Below are 24,435 nucleotides of genomic sequence, written 5' to 3'. Positions count from 1 at the left end.
CTCCTGCCTCCTGCCTCCTGCCTCCTGCCTCCTCAATAACCAACCGACTGCGGTTTTCCCCAAAGAATGCGTTCCTGCTTGTAAATGGCAATTCCTGGTTTAGCGCCTTTGGGTTTATAAACGTATTTGGGTTCAGTGTATACCACTGGTACTTGGTCACTTTGGCGACCGCGACTGTAGTAAGCGGCTAAGTCGGCTACATACTGCAAGTCATTCGCATCTGGAACTGCACCAGGATCTAAACGCAATAGTACATGGCTACCGGGGATTTCTTGGGCGTGAAACCATAAGTCATAATCCCCGGCTACACGAAATGTTAATTGGTCATTTTGGCGGTTGTTGCGACCAATTAAAACTAGAAATCCGTTAGGGGTACGATAGTTGTGAAAATTTGTACTTGCAGTTTCGTTGTTATTGCGGCTGCGATACTCTAATTCTTCTAAATATTTTTGCCCAATTAGTTCGTCACGGATTTCTTCTAAGGCTTGCAAATCTTCTGCTGTTTGATATTTATCTATTTGGGCAATGGCAGCTTCTACTTGCTCTAAATAATCGATTTCTGATTGTACTTCTTGTAGTAGTGGTTCGACGGCTGCACGAGCGCGTTTGAGTTTTTGGTGCTGTTTGTAGAGATTTTGGGCATTCAGCACAGCGTTTTTATCTGGCTGGAGGGCGATCGCTACAGGTTCCCCTGTCTCAAAATCAGGTATGATAATTTCTGTCATTCCTGGTTCCCAATTTTGTAGGTGTGCCATCAATAAATCAGCTTTTTGCCGATACTCATCAGCCCGATCTGATTGTTGTAGGCGATCGCTAAAAGTTTGAGCTTTGTTACGCAATTTACCTAAAATATTACTCAATTTCTGAGTTAATTGATGCCTTAATTGGGCAAATAATTGTTGATTTAGCTGTGCTGTATAGTATTCGTTGATTAATGTTTGAATATCTTTGGTTGGTGTGATCGCACCCCAACCCATAACTGTATAACCATTATTCATCCAAGCTGGTTGGAATTTCCCACTATCTAAAGCGTGTAGCCATTCTTGCCAACGTGCAAATAATCTTTGCCAGTCTTCAGCAGTCAAAGTATCAGTAGAAGTTTCTGGTGGAATCTCAGATACCAGTAACATCGACTCTACCAAGACAGCACTCAAACCGCTATAGCTTTTAAGTAACTGACGCTTAATTGCGCCTGGGACTAAACTCACCCTTTCTTGCCAACGTGCTTGGCTTTCCTGCAAACTGGGGATAGTACCAGTTAGTTTTGGTGGTGTTTCGTAAGGTTGTCCGGTGAGTATGGGACGCACGCTTGATTGTTGCTGACTCACTTGATGGGCGGCAGTAATAATTAAATTGTTGGCATCGGTGAGAATTGCATTACTGTATTTGCCCATGATTTCCGCGTAGATGTGATACAGCACCTCATCACCAGGGCGACGAGCAAATTGTAAATCAATCACACGCTCCCACGGTGCGATCGCTTCAATGGCGACTAAGGCTAATCCTCCCAACTGGTGAACTAATTGTTGGCTGAAAGTAAACGTATCTGGGGCGCGTGGAGGTGGATCACCAATACAGATGTGCGCGGCTTGAGGATGCCAAGATATTTGTAGCCAGCCTCTTTTGTTGAGGGTACGTAAGGCTATAGCAATAGTGTAGCGATCGCGCTGATAAACTTGCTCTAGGCGCGATGGTAGCCAATGAGCGCGGAGTTCGCTACAAGTAGCTGTTAGGGTAGTAAAGTCTACTGGTTGCACAAAAATAAGTCTATCCCCATCGGGGACATGCAAAATTCACAATGAATACAGTATCAGCCTTTCGTTGATTTACAATGGCTAACTATTTTACTAATAGCAGGATGAAAACTGATACTGCTAATTTTACGCTGATTAACGCTGTGCTGTAGCAGTCAAACAATTTTAGATTTTGGATTGACGATTTTGGATTGACTGCACCCACAAGGGGATGCAGCTTGGAGATTTTGGATTGACGAAGCAGCGCGATTTGTTCCGCCACGCCACTTCTCTCAAGTCGGGAAACCCGCCCACGAGAGTGGCTCCACCAGGGGCTGGGCTTGAACCAAAAATCATCCAAAATTTAAAATCTAAAATTAGTACGGTCAAATTTTATTTTCTGGGATTCTCAGCTTCTAAAAATTTAAGTATTATTGATTAGCTAATTTAACAAAATCTTTATCCCAGTCATAGTAAATCAGCTGACTATAACAGCCTCCGACCTTAATATGAGAATACTTATAAATTCTCAGTAACAAATTAAAGCCATGTCCACTTTAGACCATGATCCGTTAGAAGCGGGACGTGTATATAAAAGTACAGGCGCATTACCTCAAAAAATGCTGCGTTCAACCGTCTACCGCGCTTGGGAGAGATCCCACCTGCAAGGAGCAAATCCCCACGCACTACAGGCAGAAAAACTCTCAATTTTAGAGACTGAGCGTTTAGTTGAGCAGCATGGATATTTGCTCAATGCGGTGCAGCCTTATTTTCACATTTTATCTCAGGCTGCTGGTAAAGAACCTCATGCTGTAATGTTAAGCGATCGCCATGCGGTTTTGCTAGGTTTAACTGGCGATAAACAAACTATTAATACAGAATCATTTCCCCAAGCTGGTTCTTTATTATCCGAAAGCGTAGCTGGCGCTAATGGTATCGGTACACCCTTAGCAGAAGAAAATTATGTAGAAATTGTTACTAATGAGCATTTTATTGATGGCTTTCATCCCTTTACCTGTCAAGGTATTCCTATACGTAACGAAAAACAAGAGATTGTGGGAGTCCTCAGTATCTCATCACAACGTCAGGATGCAGGAAAGCGCTTAAAAGAAATCTTATTATGTGCATCTCATGCAGTTGAAGCAGAACTTTTAGTCGCAAACCTAGAAAAAGATATTCATCATGTACTGGTATCACATCCTGATGACTATCAACCATTAGAGAAACTTCGTCAGGATATTATCCAAGCACATCATGCTGCACGCTTAAAGTTAGAAGTTAGTTCTCGCTTAGTAGCAGGAAATCGCCTAGATTATGCCAAACAGTTATTGCAACAGGCAGAACAATCGATTCGCACGTTTGAACGTCAAGGCGAAATCTGGCGTAACTTAGCTTCCAATCATATCGGCTCAGTTGAAACTATCTCCCTAACGGATACTATCCAAGATTTAGTGGAATTACTATCTACTGAAGCCGCCATCCGTAAGGTAGAGGTAGTCACGAACTGGCAAGAGGAAATTACAGTAATTACCGAAACAGCAAGTCTTTTACGCCGTTTGTTACGTTATTTTTTGGAATGTTTTGAGATCGCTGGTAAAGGGGGAACACTAGAAATAACTGTACATAGGATGTTAAATTCCGAAAATATACTAATAAGATTTATGCCTGTTGCAGTTTTAAACACATATTCAGTGGAACCAACACCGTTTACATTTTCTTTACCAATAACAATTAAGTAACATGAACAATCAGAATTTAGGCAAAGGGAAAGTTTTAATTGCTGATGATGATGATGACAGCCGGATCATGCTTTCTTTCGTATTGGCAGAAGAAGGTTGGGAAGTATACGAGGCTTGTAATGGTAAAGAAGCTGTAGAAAAAGTAATTGAACACAAACCGGATCTATTGATTTTGGATAATAGAATGCCAGAGTTAACGGGGGTTGAAGTGTATCAATATTTACAAACAAAAGGTATTAAGATAACCGTTGTCTTCGCCACAGCACACGACTATCTGGAGGAATTAGCTTCAACCTTGGGTGTGATTCATTTTATTAATAAACCCTATGAAATTCCTAAGTTATTGAAGATGGTAGAGTCTGCTTATGCTAGTTCTGGCAACTCAGCCAGTATCTTTTAGCTTGGCGGCAGGTTATTGGGATCAACACCAAGACTACGCAAGTATTGTGCTAACTGTTCTGCACGTTGGCGTTCTTGTTCTAACAACAACTCAGCTTCTTCTACCCGTTGGTTTAGTTCTACGGAGTTTAAAAACTTTTGTCCATCTGGACGGTAAATGATTGGTTCTCCCGTACCAGTTGCAAATTTAATTCCCAAATGAGGACTAACCCAACCGTCCATTTGCCACAATTTAGTTAAATGCTCATTTTGTCGCACCCAGCCATCTAGTTGAAAACTTTCAGGGTCATATAAATAATATTCATCCACCCCGTAGGTATCGTAAAACTCAAGTTTGCGATCCATGTCTTTGCTATCGTTACTGGGGGAGAGAATTTCAAAAACTACTTGTGGGGGAATATTATCTTCTTGCCATTGACGATATGAACCGCGTTTACCCTTTGGTCTACCAAAAACAACCATAACATCGGGTGCAACTGGTGCAATTAGCTGAGAGCGAATAGGATACCAAAGCAAATCTCCAGCAATAAATATATTGTCATTACTAGCAAATAAAATCTCTAAATTTTCTTTAATTAAGACAATCCAACGGAATTGTTCTGTATTGTCTGCCATTGGCTTGCCGTCGCTGTCAGGATAAAGAATATTAGGGTCTATTTGCCCGTAGACAGTCATAGGATTTAACCCAGTGTTGATTTTACCTTTAATTATGGCAGCAAAAATCTGAGATTTTTTGTTTTTATGCTTAACACACAAGCTTTTTTGACCGTTGATGGTTAACAGTTAACCGTCAACAAGCTATACCAAGATATATGCAGCTTAGATCCGCAACAGCTTATAATTAGGGTGTGTTGAAATGTGTAACAAATATTTATGCCTCCTCGTTGGCCTCGTAAACCCGATCGCAGTGACCCAGATTTTCGTAAGTTAGATGACCGGATGAACTTTGCTGTTCATGTAGCCGTAGCTGCAACGATTAACTCCGGTTTATGGTTTTTCCATAACCTCACACATGCCACATGGGAATGGCTTCCGCCATTAACGGCTGGCTGGGGAATAGTATTATTAGGACATCTAATTTATATTGCGGCGATCGCCGATTATTCCCCTACACCGCCTAAATCCACCTGAAGATGGACTAACCACGCTAGGGCAATTGTAACCTGTGGTTGTACAGTCATCTGTTAAATTGCGCGATAATGTTGAGTAGTTGTTATCAACTAAGTTCACTAATAGTAAGGGAAAAGAGGCTAGAGGCTAGAGGCTAGAGACTAAGGGCAGAGGAAAAATTAATACTCAAAACTCAGCACGAGCTGAACGCCTCGCTACCGCTAACAAAACTCAGCACTTTTTCATATAGGGTGATTTTTATGGCTAAGACTAACACTACAGAACTGCTAGAAGCCCTAGCGGCCGAGATTGGCGAAAATGTTTATATAGATATTGCCAAATGGCATCTATATTTATCTGATGCCAAACTGCATACCGTCGTTGCAGAACAGTTGTATCCTTTAATTACTACTAACTCTGTCACTGAAGACCGAGTTCTAAAAGTATTAGAATCTATTACCGTAAAAATTGGTGGTGGTAGAAGAGAACTTTCTTTAATTGATTTACTCCCCCTACAATGCCAGGTACATCTGGTTGATATTTTAGAAAAATATCAACGCGAAATATAAGTTTTTACTAAAACTACTGCCGCATTTAATTGTTTTACACCCCTGAAATTAGGAGGTGACATATATACCTGCCCATGAATTTCATGATGAATATAGTCTGGCAGAAACAGCAGATAAATTAGGCAAAGAAGCTGTAAAACTCCATCTCATACCTAGTTTTGTTGTCCGTTATTTTCCTGATAGCAGACAATATTACATACCCAACGAAACAAACTCTGAACCTTTAACACCAGAAGAAGCGTATATGCGCTTTAAGCGATTAGTTGAAGAGTCTGATTAAAAGTTAATAGTGAGGACATCTGTATGCTTTTACAAATTAAAGACAGTAGCGATTTAGTGAAGATTGTTGATATCCAGGAGTTGATTGATCCCAATAATGATATTGTTCATGCAAAGGATCAAAAAGGACAAGAAGAACAAGATACTGATTCTTTCAACAAAGCAAATCTTGTCTTCCCTTCTGGGGAAAGTCTGCCACGTTGTTGGTTAGATGCAAATTATAGGCAAGCTTAAGCTTCCAAACTTAGTTTATAAATAAAAAGACCTCTAACTGTTATAAAAATGTTGGGGGTCTTTTTATTCAGCTTATAGGGTTTCCTAGTCTGTTGAGGTACAAATTTATCTGCGTTTATCTGTCTTGAAAAGTTTCCTACGGTTCGCGTAAGCGTCTCGTAAGAGAGGGAAACCCTCCTACAGAACTTTTCGCTGCGTTCATCTGCATTTAATTATTCTTACCTATACCTGACTGGGATAAGACAAGCTATATCATTAAGGTGATTTTGACAGGAAAATAAAGTTAGAAAGTTTGTATATCAAGGAATTGAAGAAACTTGATGACTAATCATTGAGGCAAATTTCTTGCATTAAAATCAACTCCTAGATAACCGCAAAACAGTGCCAAATATGACCCAGAATTAAATGGGTAAACTTTTTCGTAAATTTGATGGCTCGATTGGCTACTGATAGATATTTTCTTGAAAAAGACTCTCTTAATATACAAGGGTGCGTCAGTATGAAAAACCCTAGCTTCAGCAAAAAAATATTTAGACCGACGCACCTTACTAACAGTCAATTTGGACAGTTTATTCTTTGGTATTCCCTAAGTTAGAGCAAAGTTAAGAAAATTCGACATAATTGCCGAAATCATATCTTTTGCTGGTGGGACTGCTTATTATTGCTTTATTAAGACCTATACATACCATTGCTATCTCTTTACGTCTTGTATCTAAAGGTAGAAAATAAAGGTTAACTTAAAGTTAGGGAACCTATCTTAGGTTCTATATGCTCAAGAGTGACCAGCCAATCTATCTGCTGTACAACTGAGGTCAAATGACGCAACCTTGCAATCGAGTTAGTGTTTGGGAAGAACGTCGTAATGAAGCTAATACCTACTACAAGCAGGGAAAATTTCAAGAATATCTCGATTTGATAACGGAAAATTTACAATTAGCCAGATCAATTCCAGACCGTGCTAGAGAAGGTCATACGTTAAACGATATCGGTTTAGCATATCTTGGATGCTGGCAACCACAAAAAGCATTAGAGTGTTTCCATCAAGCTTTGGCTGTGGCTGTAGAAATTGGCAATATACAAGCAGAAGCTACAGCTTTAAGTAATTTGGGTTCGACTTGTAGTCGGCTGGGGAAACTTTCTCAAGCATTGGAATATTTTGATAAAGCGGCACAAACCTTTAGGGATCTGCAAGATACCCCAGGCGAAGTTTCTACCCTGAATGATATGGCGTTAATTTATGTCAGATTGGGTGAACCTAAGCGATCGCTTTTACTGCAAAATCAAATCTTAGCAATGCGACGCTTTTTAGGAGACTTTTCCGGTGAAGCCACCACCCTGAATGGTATGGGATTTGCCTACAGTGCTTTAGGTCAATTTGAGTTGGCGCTGCAATATCTCCAACAAGCACTACCGATTCAAAAAGCTGCCAAGAATATTACAGGTGAAGCTATCACCTTGAATAACATCGGGTCTACCTATCTTGACTTAGGACAACCTAAACAAGCCTTGTTAATTTACCATCAAGTCTTGTTAACACGTCAGGCAATGTGCGATCGCCCAGGTGAAGCTACAACTCTCAACAATATCGGCTTTACTTATTATAAATTGGGCAGTCACCGTAAAGCGCTGAAATTCTACAAACAAGCACTGGCTATTTATCAACATCTAGGAGATTCTTTAGGAGAAATTTCTACTTTGTTGAATATGGGCAACCTTTATGTAACCACAAAACGCAAAAAGTTCGCCTTAATGTGCTATCGCAATGCTCAAGAATTAGCAGAGCAAATCGAAGATCAGTCCATCTTTGAGAAAGTCAAACAGTGTATGGATGCTTTGTAAGGGCAATATTCAGTTAACTGTTAACTGTTAACAGTTAACTGTCCCCATCACAACAATCCTGCGGACTCATACAAACGCTTGACCATTGCTGTAATTTTTGCCCCGTAATCTAAATCGGCTGACCAGCGCCCCGAAAGGTCGTCAATTTTAGTAGCAACGCCACGGGTGACGAAGCGAAACCTTGGATCTACTACTTCATTGACTAAGGGTTCGAGGCTGGCGTAGGCTTTGAGGTGTTGGATGTGCGCCCTTACACCAATTCTGGCGCTGGGGAAAGAAGCGGCTTCGGTCGCACCACCGATAGAACCTAAGCCAGCAAAGTTATTTTGTTCTGCTTTAATATCTCCACCAAAGCGTAAAAAGCCTGTTTCTACGCACATTTGACAGAAAGCAATGTCATAATTTACTCCCTCTGCACCTGCTTCTTCTCGATAGAGTTTGGGAATATCGGGAAATTGGGCTAAAGCATTCTCGTTATTGTTTCTCAAGAAGATTTGCATCTGTACTTCTGAGGTAGTGCCATTCGATATGATTCTATCGATTTGACCAGGGCAAACTACCAAATTGGAACGTAAGGTAACGGTACGTGTTGCTGCATCCCAGCTAACTGCGACACTAAAATCTCGCAATTCTACTGCTTTAATATATACAACTCGGCGGTATGTAATACGGTTGACATTCGGTGCTTTTGATAAATCAATCCGCAGACGATCAACTAAATCAATAGGGATGTAAGCATTACCATTGACTAAGATTCCTTGCTCTGCGTAATTCTGTCCGTTAATGTTAATGTTGATAGGTGGATAGTTGGGGTCGGCTGGGGTTCCCGGATTAGGGTCAATGACTCGACTCCATGAAGCTAAACCATCGGCAATACCCAATGCGAAGTCTCGGCGACGATTTTGCAGCAAAGCCCTATCTTCTGGGCTGCTGAGGAAAGCCACCTGCATGAGTAACGAAGCAATTGTAATCTGCCGACAAAACGCCAATCTACCCAAACCACTATCTGTATCTGGCTTAACACCTCGGTTTGGTAGTTGAGAGACGCGGCGCAGTAGTCCGACTAATAGCAGTTCACCATTGCTTTTACGCTCGTTGTTATTGGCAATGTAGAAGACACTAGCCCCACGTACACTAGGACTACTAGCGGAATCAGCATGAACTTCTAGGGCGACATCACCGCGACGGCCACGGGAATTGATCCAAGCGATCGTATCAGCCGCACTCAAATCGTCAGGAACAGACAAAACCTCAAAACTGCGCGATCGCAATTCTGTCACAATCAAATCCCGCAGCAAAATCATCTCTCTAGCTTCCGTCGTTCCCCCAGCGATTGAACCTGGATCTATACCCCCAACCTCCCGGCCTCCGTGAGCTGCTGAAATAAAAATACGCCCCATGTTCCGTAATGCCTCTGATAAAATTAAGCGTAAGCAATTCTATACAATATTCTTGGCTAGACGACAACAATTATAGGGGGAGTGGGGAGTTGGGAGTTGGGAGTGGGGGGAGATGAGGGAGAGAAAGAAGCAGGGGCGCAGAGGAGCAGGGGAGAATAACTTTGGACTAATGACTAATGACTAATGACTAATATGCAAATCCCACGCTTACACCCAGATACGATTGATGAAGTTAAACATCGGGCTGATATTGTCGATGTGGTATCAGAATATGTAGTTTTACGCAAGCGTGGTAAGGATTTTGTCGGATTATGTCCATTTCATGATGAGAAATCGCCTAGTTTTACTGTTAGCCAAACTAAGCAAATGTATTATTGCTTCGGTTGTCAGGCTGGGGGAAACTCAATTAAGTTTTTGATGGAGTTGGGGAAGCGATCGTTTGCTGAGGTGGTGTTAGATTTAGCCCGGCGTTACCAAGTACCTGTACAAACTCTCGAACCAGAACAACGCCAAGAATTACAACGTCAGTTGTCTTTGCGGGAACAGTTGTATGAAGTTATGGCTTCGGCGGCGAGTTTTTATCAGCACGCGCTACGCCAATCTCAAGGACAAAGGGCATTGCAATATTTACGTAGCGATCGCCAACTCAATGAAGCCACTATCCAGCAGTTTGGTTTAGGTTACGCACCCGCAGGTTGGGAAACCCTGCATCGCTATTTGGTAGAAGATAAACATTATCCAGTCCAATTGGTAGAAAAAGCTGGTTTAATTAAACCGCGTAAGGAAGGGGCGGGATATTATGATGTATTCCGCGATCGCCTGATGATTCCCATCCGTGATATCCAAGGAAGGGTGATTGCTTTTGGTGGGAGAACTCTGACGGATGAACAGCCGAAATATTTAAACTCACCGGAAACGGAATTATTTAATAAGGGTAAAACCCTATTCGCTTTGGATCAAGCAAAGACGGGGATTGCACAACTTGATCAAGCTGTGGTAGTGGAGGGATATTTTGATGCGATCGCTCTCCACGCGGCTGGGATAAATAACGCTGTAGCTTCTTTGGGTACTGCCTTGAGTTTAGAGCAGGTAAGACTGATATTGCGCTACACCGAATCAAAACAGTTGGTACTCAACTTTGACGCAGATAAAGCCGGAACTAACGCCGCCGAAAGAGCGATCGGGGAAATTGCCAATTTAGCTTATAAAGGCGAAGTGCAACTGAAAATACTTAATATACCCGACGGCAAAGATGCGGATGAATATTTGCATACCCATACACCTGAAGATTATGGACAACTATTAGCAAATGCACCATTGTGGTTAAATTGGCAGATTCAGCAGACTATCAAAGACCAGGATTTAAGACAAGCTACGGATTTTCAACAAGTTACCCAACAATTTGTCAAACTACTCAAAAATATAGTTAACAGCGATACTCGTAACTATTACGTCTCTTACTGTGCCGAAATCCTCAGCTTAGGAGACACCAGACTCATTCCCTTACGAGTAGAAAATCTCCTCACCCAAATCACCCCCACCACCGCTACATATTCTAAACCCCTCTCACCCAGAACCAATAGAAGCCACTCCCAACTCCCCACTCCCAACTCCCAACTCCCCACTGATCGCCACCTTCTAGAACACGCCGAGGCGCTACTGCTGCGAATTTACCTCCATTGTTCCGAACATCGTCAAGCGATTATGGACGAACTAGAGGCACGGAACTTGGATTTTAGTCTTTCTCATCATCGATTTTTGTGGCTACAAATTATAGAATCTACAGAGAAGCAAGTTGATTTAATTTCGAGATTACAAGATATATATTTAGAATTAGGTGAAGAACTGAGTGTAATTTCTCATCTGTTCCATCTTGATGAGAAAACCAAGAAGGAGATAATGCGGACTCCGCAAGTTGTACAAGCTGCGATCGCCTGCATGGAAAGAGTCCTCAGAGAAAAGCGTTACCGTCACTTTTTGGAACTTTGGCAAGAAACTGATCCTGAGATTGAGCCAGAAAAATGGCAGTCCTATTATCAGGCGTTCTATACTGAAAAAATCAAACTTCAGGAATTAGACCGACAACGACAGTTTTCACTAACTGAGTTATTGTAATTAAATGATGAAATAATTTCATTTTAAAAAATCAGACTTTAAACTTTACTATATATTTATATATCAAGTAATAATTATGTCTTTTAAATTTACACTTTTCTGCTAATTACTACATTAACAAAAAATTAACATCTAACTAAAAGAAGTTTTTTAGAAAAGTCATACAATCTATCCCAAGACAAGTACCTAAAACTTGCAAACTAGCTTAGGTTATGTAAAGACTCTGCAACAAGTATTAGTTGTCGCAAGTAATCTTCATGCCGTATATTTCTATTTCTGCATTGCTACGTCTAGGAATTATTATATTTGCTGTAGCGTTTGCCTGTGCGCTGATGCTGTTGTTAGATCCCTGGCTAAACATAACCACTACTCCTTTTTTGCTATTTTTTAGTGCTGTTATGCTCAGTGCTTGGTATGGTGGTTTTTGGTCTGGAATTTTAGCAACTGGCTTGTCTGTAGTAGCAAGTGATTACTTTTTTCTTCAGCCACAATTTGACCTATCTCTTGACATTACTAATACGGTAAAAATAGGGTTATTTGCTGTACAGGGATTATTTTTCAGCGTCGTCTGTGAGAAATGGCAGAAGTCAAACGGACAAGATGAAGCGAATTTACAAAAGCTCAAGACAAGTGAAGAAAGATTTAGACTAGCACTGAGCAATTCAGATATTGTAGTCTTTCAGCAGGATAGAGACTTACGGTATCAGTGGATATATAATCTTCAAGGCGTGGATTCTGATGAAGATATACTCGGTAAAACTGACTATGAAATACTACCTGCTTCAGTAGCAGAAAAACTAGCAGTAATTAAGCAAAGAGTATTAAAAAACGATGTTTCTGCCCATGAAGAAGTTTCTGTAATCTTGAAGGGAGAAGTTCTTTACTACGATTTATTAGCAGAACCTTTTAAAGTTAATGGTCAAATTGAGGGTGTCATTTGTGCAGCAGTCGATATTACTAAACGTAAGCGTTCAGAACTAAAAAATAAAAAATTACAGAGTCAACTGCAAAAAGCGATTCAGCAAAAAGATGAATATCTGGCATTATTGAACGCTTGGCTTACTAGTTCACCTGTAGCATTGGCTTTTTTGGATACAGAACTGCGTTACGTTTATACCAACGAAGCTTTAGCCGCTATTAATGGTATACCCCAAAGTCAACATACTGGACGCACCCTAAGAGAAGTATTACCAGCCTGGGCGGACACAATAGAGCCTATTTTACATCAAGTAATGGCAACCAAACAGCCATTACTTAATCAGGAAATAAGCGGAGAAACATATCCAGCCGGAGTGTATCGTTGTAGTATTGTCAGCTACTACCCAGTGAGTTTACCAGACGGGAAATTGCTTGGGGTGGGGGTAACTGGGCTGGATATTACAGAACGCAAACGTGCAGAGGTGGCGTTGCGTTATATTGCTCAAACTACCAATACCATCTCTAGTTCCTTAGATTACGAGCAAACTTTAGAACAAATTGCGAAAATATCAGTTCCCCAACTAGCTGACTGGTGCAGTATTGAAATCATCAACGAAGATGGCTCAATTCGCCGCTTACCTATCGCCCATTTAGACCCAGCAAAAGCAGATTTGACCCAGATTCTTCAGCAATATGAACCAAATCCTGGCGGTGCGTGTTTAATAGCTAAAGTGCTACAAACTGGCGAACCGATGCTCATTGCTGAAATACCAGATGATCTTTTGGTAGCAGGTACTCAAAATCCAGAAAACCTGGAAGCTTTAAAGCTTATAGGCATTAAATCCGCCATGATATTACCCCTAATCGCCCATGAGCGAGTTTTGGGATCTATTACATTTATTACGGCTGAATCAGGTCGTAGCTACAATGAAACTGACTTAGCCCTAGCCAAAGATATTGCTTATCGTGCTGCCTTAGCGCTGGAGAATGCCCAACTCTACCGAGATATGCACCAGGCTCTCTATCATTATGCCCAATCCCTATCACATCTAGATGCCTTGTTGGCAGCCGCACCTGTTGCAGTCTGCTTTTTAGATAGAGAGTTGCGTTATATCCGTATTAATCAAGTGTTGGCTGATATTAACGGTTTGAGTATAGAGGAGCATCTAGGACGGAAATTTGGCGAAGTTCTCCCCAAAATGGCAGCAGAATTAGAAACCCAGTTTCAACGGGTGTTGGATACGGGAGAGCCAATACTGAATGTAGAAATTAGTGGGGAAACTTTAGGTACGCCGAGAACTTACGGTTATTGGTTAGGTAATTATTACCCCGTCCAAAATAACATCGGCGAAACGGTGGGAATTGGCATCATCTTGGCTGATGTGACAGCCACTAAGCTAGCAGAACTTGCTTTAAGGGAGAGTGAAGAAAGATTCCGAGCCATGTTTGACCAAGCGGCTGTAGGTATTACTTTAGTAACTTTGGCTGGTGAATTTCTGCAAGTGAATCCGGCATTGTGCGAGATTACCGGGTACAGTGGCGAGGAGTTTAGCCAGATGAACTTTCAGGATATTACCCATCCTGATGATTTGGCAGCTGATTGGGATTATGCCAGAAAAGTGTTATCGCGGGAAATTAATGGTTACTCCTTAGAAAAGCGTTATGTCCGCAAAGATGGCACGATTGTTTGGGTTAACTTAACTGCCTCTGCCGTGTGGGATGAGCAAGGTCAAGCTAAATATGCTCTAGGAATTATTGAAGATATTAGTGAACGTAAACAAGTAGAAGCGGCACAAAAATTATTAGTCGAAGCCAGCACAATATTAGCGGCTTCTTTAGATTATGAAGTTACGCTCAATAATGTGGTTCACTTGGCAGTACCAGCTATGGCCGATTGGTGTATTGTCGATGTTCTGCAACCAGATTGGTCAATTAAACGGGTAGCGATCGCTTCTGTTGACTCTGTTAAATTAGAAATCATCGCAGAAATACATCAGTCTTACCCACCTAGAACTGAGGGTAAACACCCATTTCGTCACCTACTACTCCAAGGAAAATCTGCGTTTTATCCCCAAGTGGCAGACTCGCTTTTGCAAGAGATGGCGGACGATGAGCGACATCTGCAATTATTGCAAAGCTTGGGGATGCGATCGCTCATGGTAGTTCCCCTATATTCACGCTTTCAAATCTTCGGTGTCATCTCCTTTGTCACAGCCAATTCTGGACGGCAATTAAATCAAACTGACCTAGCTTTAGCTGAGGATATTGCTAGGCGTGCCGCCACAGCCATTGATAACGCTAGGCTGTATCAAGAAACCCAGCAAGCAAAACAGGCTGCCGAGTTGGCAATGAGTCGCACATTACGCTTGCAAAGCATCACGGCTGCCCTAAGTGAAGCCCTAACTCAAGAACAAGTGGCTGATGTGGTGGTAAATCAAGGATTAGCAGCTTTGGGAGCATCTGCTGGTTCGGTTGTGTTGCTTACTGAAGGCGGTAATACCCTGAGAATTATCAAAGCCATTGGCTACCCCGAATCTGTCAAAGATGCTTGGGAGACTTTCCCCATTACGGCGGCTGTACCCATTGCCGAAACAGCCAGAACAGGGGAAGCAATTTTTATCCCCAATGTAGAAGTATTTGCGACCAAATATCCGCAGATTGGTAATGTTCCCTCCAATACAGGCAATAGTGCCTTTGCTTGTATTCCTCTAATTGTGGAACAGCATACAATCGGGGTGATGGGATTGAGCTTTGCCACATCCCAAAAATTCAACGAAGAAGAACAGAAGTTTATGTTGACATTGGGGCAACAATGCGCTCAAGCGATCGCCCGCGCTCAACTTTACGAAGCTGAAAAAAATGCCCGTGCTGTAGCTGAGTCTACCAACCGCATTAAAGATGAATTTCTCGCCGTTCTTTCCCACGAGTTGCGGACTCCCCTCAATCCCATCATGGGGTGGGCAAAGTTACTGCGCACGCGCAAGTATAAGGAAGAGACTGTCAAACAAGCTTTGGAAACCATTGAGCGCAACGCCAAGTTACAAACTCAACTAATTGACGACTTACTTGATGTTTCCCGCATTTTACGCGGTAAACTGAGTTTAAATATCAGTGTAATTGATTTAAGAAACACAGTTAAAGCGGGGTTAGAAACAGTCCGTTTAGCAGCAGAAGTCAAATCAATTCAAGTGACTACTAACTTGAGTGAAGAGCCTGTACAGGTGATGGGTGATGGCGATCGCTTGCAACAGGTAATCTGGAATTTAGTTTCTAATGCTGTCAAGTTTACCCCACCGGAAGGACGGGTAGAAGTGCGTTTAGAACAGGTAGCGCGGGATGCTCAAATTCAGGTGATAGACACAGGTAAGGGGATTACTCCAAAATTCTTACCCCATGTCTTTGAATATTTCCGCCAAGCAGATGCTAAGACAACCAGAGTCTTTGGCGGCTTGGGGTTAGGACTGGCAATTGTGCGCCATCTGGTAGAACTACACGGGGGTACAGTCCAAGCAGAGAGTGACGGAGAAGACAAAGGAGCTATCTTTACTGTCAGACTACCTTTATATAGAAGTGCTGAGTACGCAGTGACAAGTGCCGAGTCTGTTGCGGAGGAATTAGAGACTCAAGATACGCTGTTGACTGGTGTGCAGATTCTCTTAGTTGATGATCAGGCAGATGTGCGCGAGTATTTTAGCTTTGCACTAGAACAATGTGGGGCAACTGTAACAACGGCAGCATCAGCAATAGAAGCCTTGAACATTTTAGCCAGATCCAAGCCAGATGTGCTGTTAAGCGATATTGGTATGCCGCAAATCGACGGCTATATGTTGTTGCGGCAAATTAGAAAATGGTCGCCAGAACAAGGTGGACAAATTCCAGCGATCGCTCTAACTGCATACGCTGGAGAAATCGACCAAAATCAAGCCCTAGCCGCAGGCTTTCAAAAGCATATTCCCAAACCTGCCGATGCGGTGGAATTAGCGCAGGCGATCGCGCAATTGTTGGGACGGAAGTAATTCGTAATTTTTATCGGTGGTTAATTATTCTTATCTGAACCGTATTGATTTATAGGCAGGATGCCTACTGTAAAAGAATCAAGATATAAAAGAAATGCTATTTATTGAGAGCTATTTTTCAAAGGAGCGATCGCTACGTGAGAAAGAATGTCGTTTCGCTACTGGTTGTGTTGGGAGGTTTTCTTACTGCATATATTGGTTTACTTACGCCTGCCAATGTTTATTTTCTCAACTATCGTCAAATGAACATCACCGGGTGGTTTTATTTAGCAATTATTATTGGTTTAGCCCTATATCTTTTTGGTATCTCTACAACCGCTCTTGTGTTGCAGACGATATCTTCTTTTGCATCAGAAATTGAATCATCGTTCCTGGTGTTAGGTGGTACTATCGGTTTGCTCGTTGGTAACTTACCCCTATGTCTTGATTTACTAACACAAAGGTCGTATCTATTCCTTTCCCGCTTGGCAATTTTAAGTGTGCCTATTTCGGTTTTGCTATCTATTTTGGGGATTCGTATTGCTTGTGAATTTCCCCAACGAACAGCTTATTCCCATCGGGGTATTTTATCTTTTAGAACCTTAATTCCGTTCTTAGTTGCTTTACTTGCCTTAACTTTTATTTGGGTTAACAATAGCAGTTTTCCCGGTGTAAATGCTGCGCCTGTTGTTCGACAGCAATGGGCAAGCAAAGAATTTGGCGGCTACAAGGAAGTTGTAGCAACAATCAAAAGTTGTCAACCTATTATTCAGCAAGTAGGTAGTGTCAAATATGTTGCACCGACTTCAGGTAAAAACTATGTGATTTATGATCCTGGTAGTTCAGGTCATAGCGGGGAATTTACTTTAGAAATAGTTGGTGAGAAAGGTATAGGTGTAGCTAATTTTAGTTTTCATATTGGTACTGCGGTTTACGATGGTCAACTTACTAATAGGGGTAATACAGAAGAAATAGTCTGTCGCCGCTAGGAAAACCTAGTCCTTTGCCAAAATTCTCTAAATTGTCTTTGTTACCTTATTCGCAGCAAGAATGTCTAGAAGAAATCGGTTTGTAATTCTGAAATGCTGCTAAATACTGTTCTAAAAAAGCAAATTGAGGAATATTTAAGCTGTAATAAATCCAACGTCCTTCATGACGGGAATTAACTAACCCAGCTTCTTTCAAAGTTTTGAGATGAAAAGATAATTTTGATTGGCTTACCCCCAAAGCTTCGCACAAGTCACAGACACACAATTCTCGCTGACGTAATAATTCCAACACTTTAATCCGAATGGGATCGGAAAGGGCATGAAAACTGGCAGCGATTAAATCAGGAGTGGTAGCGATGGGGGTTTGCATGAATTATGATCTCTATTCTGAAGCAGAAACGAGGGCTTCTGGACGATAACGGATGCCAGCTTGCTTAATGCGATGTAAGGCTTCACCCAGGCGATCGCAATCTGCAATTAAGCTTATCCGTACATAGCCTTCTCCGGCAACCCCAAAGGCATTACCAGGAGTGACGACAACGCCTGTTTGTTGTAATAAGTTGAGTGCGAAATCTGTCGAACCCATGCCTACAGGGCATTTTACCCACAAATACATGGTGGCTTTGGTTTTGGGAACATCCCAACCGAGTTCACCTAATCCTTTGATGAGGAAATCTCGGCGGGTGCGATAGCGTTGCTGTACTTCGTGCAGATAAATATCTGGTAGTTGCAATGCTGTCTCGGCGGCTGTTTGCAAGGCGGCAAAAATCCCATAGTCCAAGTTGGTTTTCAGTGTCCGCAAGCCTTGGATGACATGGCGATTTCCCACCACAAAGCCCACACGCCAACCAGCCATATTATAGGTTTTCGACAAGGTGTGGAACTCCACGCCGATATCTTTCGCCCCAGGAATTTCGAGTAAACTGGTGGGTTGATAACCATCAAAGGCTAACTCGGCATAACACAAGTCATGCACCAAGAGGATTTCGTATTTACGGGCAAAGGCGACGATTTCCTCAAAAAATTCGCGGGGTGCGGTCGCGCCTGTGGGGTTGCTGGGATAGTTGAAGTATAGTATCTTCGCCTGTCTGGCAACTTCTTCAGGGATGGCGGTTAAGTCAATTAACCAGTCATTCTCCGGCTTGAGAATTAAGCTGTGGACTTTACCCCCAGCAATTACCGGGCCACGAAAATGGGCGGGGTAGGCGGGAGAAGGAACCAGCACTACATCGCCAGGGTTAACGTAGGCGATCGCCAAATGCGATAATCCTTCTTTAGAACCGAGTAGCGGTAAGGCTTCACTATCGGGGTCTAGAACAACGCCATAGCGGCGATTATACCAATTAGTAATGGCACGGCGGAAGCTCGCTGTACCTTCAAAGGGAGGATAACCGTGATTTTTGCTATCTTGCAAAGCTTGAATAGCCGCATCTACCACTGGCTGTGGTGTCGCGCCATCAGGGTTTCCCATCCCCAAATCTATTAAATCAATTCCTTGCTCCCTGGCCTTTGCTTTTAACTCGTCAAGACGGGCAAATACATAAGGTGGTAGTTGCTTTATCCTATCTGCTGGGGTTATCCAATCAAAACTCATTCCTCAACCTCGTCACTTATTCCCCTGGTGGAGACACGATGAACCGAGTCTCTACTATCTGTCGGTGCAGTGGTAGAAACCATCGCCGCCATTAACTGTTCCAATGCAACTTTAAATGGTAGTCGATGAATGTCAGATTGAGGTGTTAAAGCGATTTCGGCGGCTGTTTGTAACTCGCCCAGGGTAATGTTACCCAACCCCAAATCTCCTAATTTTGGCGGCAATCCAATCTCTGCGTAAAACTTTAATAGTTGTTGGCGTGAAGCGGCTGCTAGTTGATTGCCTTGTACCATTTCTTCTAGACGCAGTTGCACTAAAATACCATAGGCGACTTTTTCGCCATGAATGCTAGTGTGTCCGGCAATGTGGGTTAAACCATTATGTACTGCATGGGCTGCCACTGTCCGACACTGCGCCCCACCAAGTCCACCAATGACACCTGCAAGTAAAACAGTTGCATCCACAACTTCTTGCCAAACTTCACTACCTGGATTTCCCAAAGCTGCAACTGATTTCTGGAATAAAATATCCCGCAAAACTCGCGCTTGTTGGACTGCGGCAATAATTAAAGTCTGTTCTAGATGTCCGCTACTAACTGAGGCTTCGTACCATTTAGCGATCGCATCCCCAATACCCGCCACCAGTGTATGTTGCGGTGCAGTTTTAATCAGGTCGTAGTCAAGTATTAATAAATCAGGACACCGAGATAGGGCAACATCATATAAAAATGCGCCTTCTTCAGAATATACGTTTGATAGGGCAGTCCAAGCTGCACAGGTAGCCCCCGAAGTGGGAATTGTGGTGATAGGTAGCTGCAACTGATGGGCAACTAATTTAGCTGTATCTAAAGCTTTACCGCCACCAATACCGATGATGCTATCTGCTTTATGGTCTTTAGCTGCCTTTCTCAAAGCTTTTAAACTAGCTTCAGAACAATCTGCACCATAAGAAGATTGAGCAAAATGCAGATTGTGGCTTTCTAAAATAGGATGTAGAGTTTCTTGGCTAATGGCAACAGTGCTATTACCCGCCACAACTAAAGGCCGAGTGCCTAATTTGGCAATTTCTGCGACGGCTGTCTGCAATATATTAGCGCCACGAATCACTTTTGCAGGGGCAATAGTGAGCGTGATCAATGAAGTAGAAGTTTGAGTAGACAAGGTTTGATTCGATAATTTGTAAGGCATATACATCTAGTGTGCCAAAAACCTTGATATTTCTTAATAGAATTTATTTAGATGTTAGTCATTAGTCATTAGTCATTAGTCATTAGTCATTAGTCATTAGTCATTAGTCCATAGTCCATAGTTCTTCTCCCTCATCTCCCCCTACTTCCCACTCCCTTACTCCCTATTCACAGGTGTGGTTAGAATCTCAAAATATTGCCCATCGTACTTAAGTTCTGAACAATCAAACTTTTGAATAAATGTATATTTATTAACAATACTACTGTCAGAGTATTAACCAAAAGCATTGCTGTTCATAGTGACTGAATGGATTTTTAAGTATAATTTCCATTTTTGATCACCCATGAATAACACCTTGATTAAATTTAGGTAAATAATATCTTAATCTAAAAATAACAAATACTGTATATGAAAATACAAAAAAATTATGTCCTCATAATAAAATTAAGCGCTCTATGTCTTTGTGGTTAAGAATCTTTGACAACAAAGACACAGAGGAGGCTGTTGTTAAGCTTTTGATTGTGGGAGTTGGGCAAATTTTTCGGGATATATTTCCACTGAGATTTGGGCATCTTCGCGGTTAGTGAGCGATCGCTTAACTTCTCCAAGGTAAAGTGGTACTGTTAGCCCCGGTTCTGGGTGAATAAGAGTACGAGCGCGAATTGTCAGTTTATCATCGTCTCTGCCACCAGAACGCCCGAAAGAATAAAGATTACTAGCAGCTTGTAACAAAGTCGCTTCTACTTCCTCTGGGGAAATCTTCGGAGATAGAGAAATTACAGTTTGGTTTGAGCCATTATCATAAACTAGAGTGTACTTCACAGCCCCAGGAATGACAGTCCGACTCAAAGGGAATAATGAAAGTGCAAATAAACCAGTAGTCAGCACCAACATAAAGCCAGTTGTTCCCACTAGCCGATAGCGGAAGCCCCATTTAAACAGAAAAGCCAGTATAGCCAAAGCAGCAAACACCAAAGTGGCAATACCAGACCATTGAGTATATTTCAGAAAATCAGCCGTTGTGAGCATACAGATTGGCTAGTTAGGTGTTTTTATTTCATTACAGACACACCTATTTTACATGGAGTGGGGAGTGAAGGAGATGAAGGAGATGAGGGAGATGAGGGAGAAAAACTGATGACTATTGACTGTGGACTAATGACTAATGACTAGTGACTAATGACCAATGGCAAAATTACCGTAAATGTAGAACCTTTTCCTGGCTGTGAAACAAGCTTAATGTCGCCTTGTAATAGTTGAACTAAGCGATGGACTATTGCTAACCCTAAACCTGTACCATCTGAAGCTTGTACTTGTTTATCAGTTTCTGCACGAAAATAAGGTTGGAAGATTTGCGTTTGCGCGTCGGCTGCAATTCCTATTCCTGTATCGATAACGGATATAGCCCAGTTTTTTTCAGATTCTTGCCAACACTCTAACCGAACTGTACCCAATTCTGTGTAGCGAATGGCATTACTAAGTAAATTGGTGAGAATTTGCTGTAATCTTAAGGGATCTGTAGTAACTTGATTGGGAGCGCGATCGCAATCTGTCACTAAATCTAACTCTTTATTCCGCGCTAGTGGTTCAATAATCTCGACAACTGAATTAATTAACTGCCTAACATCTGTAGGGGTGGGTTGTAATACTAAGTGACCAGCATCATAACGGGAAATTTCCAAAGTATCGTTAATTAAACGCAGAATCAACCTACCGCTTTTCATAACTCGTTCGATACTTTCGAGGTTGGGATATGTATCCTTGAGTTCTGGTTTTTGGCGATGCTGACGTAAAAATAAATCTGTGTAACCAATAATGGAAGTTAAAGGGGTTTTGAGTTCATGCGCCAACTGAGACATACTATCCTTACTAGCGCGAACCAAGCGAGTCAGTTCTTGGTTAGTCAAGCGTAACTGGCTTTGGAGTTGTTCTAACTCTTGTAGCCTACCGTGAGTATAGCTGTTAAAACAACGGGCGATCGCTTCATCAATGATCATGTCAATTAAGCGGACAGCCCTTAATAATTCTACAGGCGATGCCTTTAATAAATCATCTTCTAAAAAGGAAAAAATCACCATCCGCAGTAAACGATACTCTCGCGCAATCTCGGCTGGTTCAAATCCTTGTTCAGCACGTAGTAAGCCATGTTCTAAACTCGCATCTACTACTGTTTGTAAGTCGCTCTTTTCTGATTCAGAAAGCACTGTTGCTAAAGCTTTTAAAACTTTAGGTAAACTATCTCTTACAACCTTAAAAGTTAGTTCTTTAGTAGCCTCAATTTGCTCATCTTGACATACTGCTTCTACCCATTTATCAACAATGGCATCTATTTTATTACTCAGAGTTTGGCTAAAATCCATCATTTATTTAAGGATAATCAGCATCTTCAACTAGAGGTAGCTTAATATGTCTTAAGCTCTCTGGCATCACTCTCATGAGAGAATAGAAAGACTCCTACGTTAGCCATACCATATCTGATTGACCAAAAAACACAAAATCCAGGTTTTAGATAGTGTTCTTTTGGCAATATGGCGTAAAAATTTTACTTATCATACTCCCTGTTTGACTGAACGAATCAAAAAATCACCGTGAATTATCATATCAATTGTGTTAATAAATACATCTACATAATGTTTCTCAAGCTATAGTAATACGTAATTATTCGGTTTCTGCCGAAAAGACTAAACTTGTTCTTGTAGTAACCAGAAATGCTGTTACAACGGCGTAAATCTAAAACGTCGTTGTTTTTTCATGTATATTGATATTGTAGTCGGCGCTCTCATTAACGGCTGTCAATGAATAAAGCATTGGATGAAACGCTTTCGCTCAAGATTGCAGAAAGCATCAAAAGTAAAGCCAATAAACCCTTTGATAATGCTTATAAAGCCGCATTAGCAACACAGGGAGCAAGTTATGTCCAAGGTTTTCTAGTTTGTGCAGGGAAGCCATATAAACCTAGAGAACACAGTTGGATTGAAATAGGCGACAGTATAGTCGATCCCAACCTACCCCATCTGCACAAAAAACCGGAAGAACTATGGTATTTTGTTGCCCAAAGCTTGAGTGTGAAAAAGTTAAAAGCAGTTATAGAAGAATCACAAGAAGATTATCCCGAAGATGACCCATTGCCTATCTACGGTGAAGCGCCTTATGAATATTATGGCGATGTCATGCTCGGTGGTCAAGAATATCTAGATGCTTATCAAGCCGCAGAGGCAAAGTGTACAGAACTTCAAGCAAATCAAGCGCAAAATAATTAGCTCGTGTGTCAACTAAACCTGTAAGAACTTGATAAAGTTGTTAACTAATGTAACTAGAAAGATAACTTGTCCCTAATATCAAGGTAAATATTAACAAAGGCTTGATCTAATAGCTAGGTTTAGGTGGAGAACGATATGTCAGATCACAATGGAGGCAACGGAAGTTGTCTTTGTAGAAAAACTCGTATCTCTGTTCAGGCGATAAATAAAAATATTGGTGGTTGCCATTGCCAAACGTGTAGAAAATGGGGAGGCGGCCCCTTGTTGGTAGTTAATTGCGGTAGTGATGTTTCGTTTGAAGGTAGAGAAAACATCACTATATTTAATTCATCTGAATGGGCTGAACGTGGCTTTTGTAATCAATGCGGTACTCATTTATTTTATAGATTGAAAGCTAATAATCAGTATTATATTCCTGTCGGTTTATTTGAGCAGCAGCAAGATTTTGTTTTTACTCATCAGGTATTTATTGATGAAAAACCTACATATTATTGCTTTGCCAATGACACAGAGAATATGACTGGTGCGGAGTTATTTGCTCAGTTTGCGCCACCAACAGCTTGAGGCCATAAGGAAATAATATTGAACGCAGATGCACACCGATAAACGCCGATAAATCAATGGATTTTATTTATATTATGTGCAACCTCATATAAAATTAGTATCAGCCTAATTTGATTTACCATCGCTACCAAAGTATTCTCGATAACTACAGATTTTGTCACCACGCACATCAAAAGAAACAGCTACCCGATTTTTATAAGGGTTTCCTAATAATAGTCCTTCATCTCTAAACTCAAATACTACCGTCGTTTCATTGTTAGTAACGCGGTCTAGAGATGTTATTTGTATTCCAGGTTGGAAAGAATCAGAAACATAAGTAAAAAATTCTTTGGCGCGTTCTTTCCCTACATTCAAGCCGTGGAACTTTCCCATTGGAAACCAGAAGGTAAAGTCTTCTGTTAGCATATCAAGAAATTTTTGCCATTCTCCTGTAGCTAAACCTTGAGTAAAATATTCAAATCCTTGATGAGCAACTTTTAAAGTGTTTTCTGAATTTGGTGTCATCATTAAC

22 protein-coding genes are annotated in these 24,435 nt (G+C 41.5%); 13 read left to right on the top strand and 9 right to left on the bottom strand.

Annotated elements, in window-relative coordinates; genetic code table 11:
• Positions 1 to 32: 32 nt before the first annotated feature.
• Positions 33 to 1,757: an NFACT family protein gene (locus tag NSMS1_RS29125; protein WP_224088315.1), complete on the bottom strand. Its 1,725-nt coding sequence runs from the start codon at positions 1,755 to 1,757 to the stop codon at positions 33 to 35.
• Positions 1,758 to 1,965: 208 nt separating this feature from the next.
• Here NSMS1_RS29125 and NSMS1_RS29120 point away from each other — a divergent pair, with 208 nt between their 5' ends.
• From NSMS1_RS29120 to NSMS1_RS29110, 3 genes are all read left to right on the top strand, one after another.
• Positions 1,966 to 2,175, top strand: a complete 210-nt coding sequence (locus tag NSMS1_RS29120; protein ID WP_224088314.1) for a hypothetical protein — start codon at positions 1,966 to 1,968, stop codon at positions 2,173 to 2,175.
• Positions 2,176 to 2,281: 106 nt separating this feature from the next.
• Positions 2,282 to 3,472, top strand: a complete 1,191-nt coding sequence (locus NSMS1_RS29115; RefSeq protein WP_224088312.1) for a GAF domain-containing protein — start codon at positions 2,282 to 2,284, stop codon at positions 3,470 to 3,472.
• Position 3,473: 1 nt separating this feature from the next.
• Positions 3,474 to 3,872, top strand: a complete 399-nt coding sequence (locus tag NSMS1_RS29110) for a response regulator (RefSeq protein ID WP_224088310.1) — start codon at positions 3,474 to 3,476, stop codon at positions 3,870 to 3,872.
• On the opposite strand, the gene NSMS1_RS29105 is transcribed toward NSMS1_RS29110, so the two are convergent.
• Positions 3,869 to 4,546, bottom strand: a complete 678-nt coding sequence (locus NSMS1_RS29105) for a Uma2 family endonuclease (protein WP_224088308.1) — start codon at positions 4,544 to 4,546, stop codon at positions 3,869 to 3,871. The two genes, NSMS1_RS29110 and NSMS1_RS29105, sit on opposite strands and share 4 nt — an antisense overlap.
• A gap of 198 nt (positions 4,547 to 4,744) precedes the next feature.
• On the opposite strand from NSMS1_RS29105, the gene NSMS1_RS29100 reads away from it, so the two are divergent.
• The 5 genes from NSMS1_RS29100 to NSMS1_RS29080 all read left to right on the top strand — a co-directional run bounded on the left by NSMS1_RS29100 (position 4,745) and on the right by NSMS1_RS29080 (position 7,902).
• On the top strand, positions 4,745 to 5,002 hold the full coding sequence (locus tag NSMS1_RS29100) for a hypothetical protein (protein ID WP_224088299.1): 258 nt from the start codon (positions 4,745 to 4,747) through the stop codon (positions 5,000 to 5,002).
• A gap of 239 nt (positions 5,003 to 5,241) precedes the next feature.
• Positions 5,242 to 5,550 carry a DUF3181 family protein gene (locus NSMS1_RS29095; RefSeq protein ID WP_224088298.1) on the top strand — a complete coding sequence of 103 codons (309 nt, stop codon included), beginning with the start codon at positions 5,242 to 5,244 and terminating at the stop codon, positions 5,548 to 5,550.
• 55 nt (positions 5,551 to 5,605) lie between these two features.
• Complete coding sequence (locus tag NSMS1_RS29090; RefSeq protein ID WP_411908652.1) at positions 5,606 to 5,830, top strand: hypothetical protein; 225 nt, start codon at positions 5,606 to 5,608, stop codon at positions 5,828 to 5,830.
• Between the two features lie 23 nt (positions 5,831 to 5,853).
• Positions 5,854 to 6,063 (top strand): acetyltransferase, encoded by a 210-nt coding sequence (locus NSMS1_RS29085; protein ID WP_224088296.1) that lies wholly within the window; start codon positions 5,854 to 5,856, stop codon positions 6,061 to 6,063.
• Between the two features lie 816 nt (positions 6,064 to 6,879).
• A complete protein-coding gene (locus tag NSMS1_RS29080; RefSeq protein ID WP_224088294.1) occupies positions 6,880 to 7,902 on the top strand; it encodes a tetratricopeptide repeat protein in 1,023 nt (340 codons plus the stop codon).
• A gap of 47 nt (positions 7,903 to 7,949) precedes the next feature.
• Here NSMS1_RS29080 and NSMS1_RS29075 read toward each other — a convergent pair whose 3' ends face one another.
• The gene (locus NSMS1_RS29075; protein WP_224088292.1) at positions 7,950 to 9,302 is read right to left on the bottom strand and encodes an N-acetylmuramoyl-L-alanine amidase; all 1,353 of its coding nucleotides are present in this window, start codon (positions 9,300 to 9,302) and stop codon (positions 7,950 to 7,952) included.
• Between the two features lie 192 nt (positions 9,303 to 9,494).
• On the opposite strand from NSMS1_RS29075, the gene dnaG reads away from it, so the two are divergent.
• The 3 genes from dnaG to NSMS1_RS29060 all read left to right on the top strand — a co-directional run bounded on the left by dnaG (position 9,495) and on the right by NSMS1_RS29060 (position 17,319).
• Positions 9,495 to 11,417, top strand: a complete 1,923-nt coding sequence (gene dnaG, locus NSMS1_RS29070) for a DNA primase (RefSeq protein ID WP_224095385.1) — start codon at positions 9,495 to 9,497, stop codon at positions 11,415 to 11,417.
• Positions 11,418 to 11,674: 257 nt separating this feature from the next.
• Positions 11,675 to 16,351, top strand: a complete 4,677-nt coding sequence (locus tag NSMS1_RS29065; RefSeq protein WP_224088282.1) for a PAS domain-containing protein — start codon at positions 11,675 to 11,677, stop codon at positions 16,349 to 16,351.
• A 104-nt stretch (positions 16,352 to 16,455) separates the two neighbouring features.
• Complete coding sequence (locus NSMS1_RS29060; RefSeq protein WP_224088280.1) at positions 16,456 to 17,319, top strand: hypothetical protein; 864 nt, start codon at positions 16,456 to 16,458, stop codon at positions 17,317 to 17,319.
• Between the two features lie 46 nt (positions 17,320 to 17,365).
• On the opposite strand, the gene NSMS1_RS29055 is transcribed toward NSMS1_RS29060, so the two are convergent.
• The 5 genes from NSMS1_RS29055 to NSMS1_RS29035 form a co-directional block, all read right to left on the bottom strand.
• Entirely contained in the window at positions 17,366 to 17,689 is a 324-nt protein-coding gene (locus NSMS1_RS29055) for an ArsR/SmtB family transcription factor (RefSeq protein ID WP_224088278.1), read from the bottom strand.
• Between the two features lie 12 nt (positions 17,690 to 17,701).
• The gene (locus NSMS1_RS29050) at positions 17,702 to 18,913 is read right to left on the bottom strand and encodes an aspartate aminotransferase (RefSeq protein WP_224088276.1); all 1,212 of its coding nucleotides are present in this window, start codon (positions 18,911 to 18,913) and stop codon (positions 17,702 to 17,704) included.
• Complete coding sequence (locus NSMS1_RS29045) at positions 18,910 to 20,100, bottom strand: iron-containing alcohol dehydrogenase family protein (protein WP_224088274.1); 1,191 nt, start codon at positions 20,098 to 20,100, stop codon at positions 18,910 to 18,912. Before NSMS1_RS29045 ends, NSMS1_RS29050 begins: the two co-directional genes overlap by 4 nt.
• Before the next feature lie 507 nt (positions 20,101 to 20,607).
• Positions 20,608 to 21,129 carry a Ycf51 family protein gene (locus tag NSMS1_RS29040; protein ID WP_224088266.1) on the bottom strand — a complete coding sequence of 174 codons (522 nt, stop codon included), beginning with the start codon at positions 21,127 to 21,129 and terminating at the stop codon, positions 20,608 to 20,610.
• A gap of 140 nt (positions 21,130 to 21,269) precedes the next feature.
• A complete protein-coding gene (locus tag NSMS1_RS29035; RefSeq protein ID WP_224095384.1) occupies positions 21,270 to 22,460 on the bottom strand; it encodes a sensor histidine kinase in 1,191 nt (396 codons plus the stop codon).
• A 435-nt stretch (positions 22,461 to 22,895) separates the two neighbouring features.
• Here NSMS1_RS29035 and NSMS1_RS29030 point away from each other — a divergent pair, with 435 nt between their 5' ends.
• Complete coding sequence (locus tag NSMS1_RS29030; protein WP_224088263.1) at positions 22,896 to 23,360, top strand: hypothetical protein; 465 nt, start codon at positions 22,896 to 22,898, stop codon at positions 23,358 to 23,360.
• 135 nt (positions 23,361 to 23,495) lie between these two features.
• Positions 23,496 to 23,924, top strand: a complete 429-nt coding sequence (locus NSMS1_RS29025; protein WP_224088254.1) for a GFA family protein — start codon at positions 23,496 to 23,498, stop codon at positions 23,922 to 23,924.
• Positions 23,925 to 24,029: 105 nt separating this feature from the next.
• Here NSMS1_RS29025 and NSMS1_RS29020 read toward each other — a convergent pair whose 3' ends face one another.
• Complete coding sequence (locus NSMS1_RS29020; RefSeq protein ID WP_224095383.1) at positions 24,030 to 24,428, bottom strand: nuclear transport factor 2 family protein; 399 nt, start codon at positions 24,426 to 24,428, stop codon at positions 24,030 to 24,032.
• Positions 24,429 to 24,435: the final 7 nt, after the last annotated feature.

This window comes from Nostoc sp. MS1 (assembly GCF_019976755.1).
Lineage (GTDB): Bacteria > Cyanobacteriota > Cyanobacteriia > Cyanobacteriales > Nostocaceae > Trichormus.
Note: the sequence above shows the minus strand (reverse complement) of the source record. Positions and strands in the feature narration are given on the sequence as shown.

Coding starts and splice junctions, on each gene's coding strand:
- NSMS1_RS29105 (WP_224088308.1), bottom strand. CDS start 4,546: ATGACTGTCTACGGGCAAATAGACCCTAATATTCTTTATCCTGACAGC.
- NSMS1_RS29065 (WP_224088282.1), top strand. CDS start 11,675: ATGCCGTATATTTCTATTTCTGCATTGCTACGTCTAGGAATTATTATA.
- NSMS1_RS29055 (WP_224088278.1), bottom strand. CDS start 17,689: ATGCAAACCCCCATCGCTACCACTCCTGATTTAATCGCTGCCAGTTTT.
- NSMS1_RS29050 (WP_224088276.1), bottom strand. CDS start 18,913: ATGAGTTTTGATTGGATAACCCCAGCAGATAGGATAAAGCAACTACCA.
- NSMS1_RS29115 (WP_224088312.1), top strand. CDS start 2,282: ATGTCCACTTTAGACCATGATCCGTTAGAAGCGGGACGTGTATATAAA.
- NSMS1_RS29095 (WP_224088298.1), top strand. CDS start 5,242: ATGGCTAAGACTAACACTACAGAACTGCTAGAAGCCCTAGCGGCCGAG.
- NSMS1_RS29110 (WP_224088310.1), top strand. CDS start 3,474: ATGAACAATCAGAATTTAGGCAAAGGGAAAGTTTTAATTGCTGATGAT.
- NSMS1_RS29080 (WP_224088294.1), top strand. CDS start 6,880: ATGACGCAACCTTGCAATCGAGTTAGTGTTTGGGAAGAACGTCGTAAT.
- NSMS1_RS29100 (WP_224088299.1), top strand. CDS start 4,745: ATGCCTCCTCGTTGGCCTCGTAAACCCGATCGCAGTGACCCAGATTTT.
- NSMS1_RS29020 (WP_224095383.1), bottom strand. CDS start 24,428: ATGACACCAAATTCAGAAAACACTTTAAAAGTTGCTCATCAAGGATTT.
- NSMS1_RS29025 (WP_224088254.1), top strand. CDS start 23,496: ATGTCAGATCACAATGGAGGCAACGGAAGTTGTCTTTGTAGAAAAACT.
- dnaG (WP_224095385.1), top strand. CDS start 9,495: ATGCAAATCCCACGCTTACACCCAGATACGATTGATGAAGTTAAACAT.
- NSMS1_RS29075 (WP_224088292.1), bottom strand. CDS start 9,302: ATGGGGCGTATTTTTATTTCAGCAGCTCACGGAGGCCGGGAGGTTGGG.
- NSMS1_RS29120 (WP_224088314.1), top strand. CDS start 1,966: ATGCAGCTTGGAGATTTTGGATTGACGAAGCAGCGCGATTTGTTCCGC.
- NSMS1_RS29035 (WP_224095384.1), bottom strand. CDS start 22,460: ATGGATTTTAGCCAAACTCTGAGTAATAAAATAGATGCCATTGTTGAT.
- NSMS1_RS29085 (WP_224088296.1), top strand. CDS start 5,854: ATGCTTTTACAAATTAAAGACAGTAGCGATTTAGTGAAGATTGTTGAT.
- NSMS1_RS29045 (WP_224088274.1), bottom strand. CDS start 20,100: ATGCCTTACAAATTATCGAATCAAACCTTGTCTACTCAAACTTCTACT.
- NSMS1_RS29030 (WP_224088263.1), top strand. CDS start 22,896: ATGAATAAAGCATTGGATGAAACGCTTTCGCTCAAGATTGCAGAAAGC.
- NSMS1_RS29040 (WP_224088266.1), bottom strand. CDS start 21,129: ATGCTCACAACGGCTGATTTTCTGAAATATACTCAATGGTCTGGTATT.